This window comes from Mycobacterium sp. TH-M25, assembly GCF_057473665.1.
Genome location: NZ_JBYCLA010000221.1, coordinates 1 through 2,512, shown reverse-complemented (window position 1 = coordinate 2,512; position 2,512 = coordinate 1). Strand labels below are relative to the sequence as shown.

Genomic DNA, 2,512 nt, shown 5'->3' with positions numbered 1-2,512 from the left:
TGAGCCGGTGGCACCCGGCCGATCTGCTGGGCCATGCCCTGCGATACCTGGTGGAGCGCACCGGAGTCGAAGCCGATGCCATCGACGACGTGATCGTCGGGTGCGCGATGCAGCATGAACACCAGTCCGGGAACGTCGGACGCCACGCGGTGCTCGCCGCCGGCCTGCCCGAATCGGTGCCCGCGGTCACCATCGACCGTCAATGCGGATCGGGTCAGCAGGCGGTCAATTTCGCCGCATTCGGTATCGCCGCGGGCAGCTACGACCTGGCGATCGGCTGCGGGGTGGAATCGATGTCGCAGGTGTCGATGCCGCCGGCCTTCGCGCCGGGCGCGCCCCTCGGTCCGCAGTACTCGCCGTTCGAGTTGGCCCGCTACGCCGACCACCTGGTCGCGCAGGGCGCGGCCTCGGAGCTGATGAACGTCAAATTCGATATCTCCCGCGAGCACCTCGACGCGTACAGCATGCGCAGCCACGAGCGAGCCCTCGCCGCGACGCGCGCCGGAAAATTCCGCGACCAGGTGGTGCCCATCACCGTCGACCCGTTCGACCCGTCGTCGGCGACGATCGATGCCGACGAGGGAATCCGCGACCGGCTGGACCCGGTCAAGATAGCCTCGCTTCCGGCGGTGTTCGCAGTCGACGGCCGGACGACCGCTGCCAATTCCTCCCAGATCAGCGACGGAGCGGCAGCGTTGCTGATCGCCGAGCGCGGTTACGCGGAGCGGCACGGCATGGCGCCACGCGCGCGGTTCCAGGCGACGACGGTCGCGGCGGCGGACCCGGTCGTTCAGTTCACCGCGGTGCTCGATGCCACCCACAAGGCGCTCGAGGCCGCAGACCTGTGTGCCGCCGACATCGACCTGTTCGAGGTCAACGAGGCCTTCGCCGGGGTGCCGCTGATGGTGCAGCGCGAGTTCGGCATCCCGGACGACAAGTTGAACGTCAACGGCGGCTCGATCGCGATCGGGCACCCTCTCGGCTCGACCGGCGCTCGGATGCTCACCGATCTGCTGTGCGAACTTGAGCGAAGCGGGAAACGCTATGGCCTGCAGACCATCTGCGAGGCGGGCGGAACCGCCAACACCACCATCATCGAGCGAATCTAAGGAGCCGACATGGCTGCACAAACTGTCAAAGGCCTGCCGTCCACCCACGGCGACCACTACCAACTCAACACCATCAACCTGATCAGACACGCGGCACGCACCTACCCGGAGCAGCAGATCGTTTACCGCACCGCCGAGGGCGGCTGGGACCGCTACACGTACGCGGATCTGTACACCCGGGTCAAGCGGGCGGCCAACGTGCTCACCGGGCTCGGTATCGGTCCCGCCGATACCGTCGGGGTTCTCGACTGGAACAGCAAGCGGCACTTCGAACTCAGCTGGGCGATTCCCGGCTTGGCCGCGGTGATGCTGCAGATGAACCTGCGGCTGGCGACCGAGGACCTGAGCTACGTCACCGACCACGCCGAGGCGCAGTGGATCCTTGTCGACGAGAGCCTGCTGCCGATCGCCGAGGAGCTGGCGCCGCACGTTCCGAAAGTCAAGGGCTGGATCGTGATGTCGGACCGGCCACTGGCCGAGATCGACACCTCGTTGCGCGACGTCTTCCACTTCGAGGACCTCATGGCCGCCGCCGTCACTGACATCAGTTGGCCCGTCGTCGACGAAACATCCACCTACAGTGCGTGTTACACGTCCGGGACCACGGGGCGCCCGAAGGGCGTGTATTACTCGCACCGCGGCAGTTACCTGCACGCGATCGCGATGGCCGCCGCGATCGACTTGCGCCGCGAGGACACGGTGATGCTGATCACCCCGATGTTTCACGGCGCGTCGTGGGGGCTTCCGCAGACCGCGATGTGGGCGGCCGCCAAGGTGGTCTTGCCGGGGCGCTACCTGGCCGAGAACACGGCGTTGCTGGTCGACACGATGATCGCGGAGGCCGTGACCGTCGCAAACGGTGCGCCGGCGATCTTCCAGCCGATGCTGGACTACATCAAATCCCTCGACGTGAAGCCGGACTTCAGCAGAACCAGGTTGCTGTCCGGCGCGACCGAACCGGCGAAGTCGCTGATGCGAGAATTCTACGAGTTGACCGGCGCGGACTTCGTGCACGGCTATGGCGCGACCGAGACTACGCCACTGATCACCACGAACATGGGCATCAAGCCGTCGCTGCGAGGCACCCTGTCCGACGACGCAAAATGGGATCTCAAGCGCTTCCAGGGGCTGCCAACCTCCGGCATTGACATCCGGATCGTCGATGCGGAGGGTAACGACCTGCCGCACGACGGCAAGAGCGTCGGTGAGGTGCTGATGCGCGGCCCATGGGTCATCGAGCGGTACCACAAGCTCGACGACGACGCCGACCGCTTCCTCGACGGCTACTGGCGCAGCGGCGATGTGGGCACGATCCACCCCAACGGGTACCTCAAGATCACCGACCGCGTCAAGGACGTGGTCAAGAGCGGCGGTGAGTGGATTTCGTCGATCGACATGGAGAA

2 protein-coding genes are annotated in these 2,512 nt (G+C 66.1%); both read left to right on the top strand.

From position 1 onward, the window contains the following. On the top strand, positions 1-1,109 hold a 1,109-nt coding region (locus AC2VOU_RS07415; protein ID WP_486956792.1), incomplete at its 5' end, for a thiolase family protein. A gap of 9 nt (positions 1,110-1,118) precedes the next feature. Continuing rightward, positions 1,119-2,512: AMP-binding protein (locus AC2VOU_RS07410; protein WP_486956791.1), on the top strand; the 1,394-nt coding region annotated here is incomplete at its 3' end.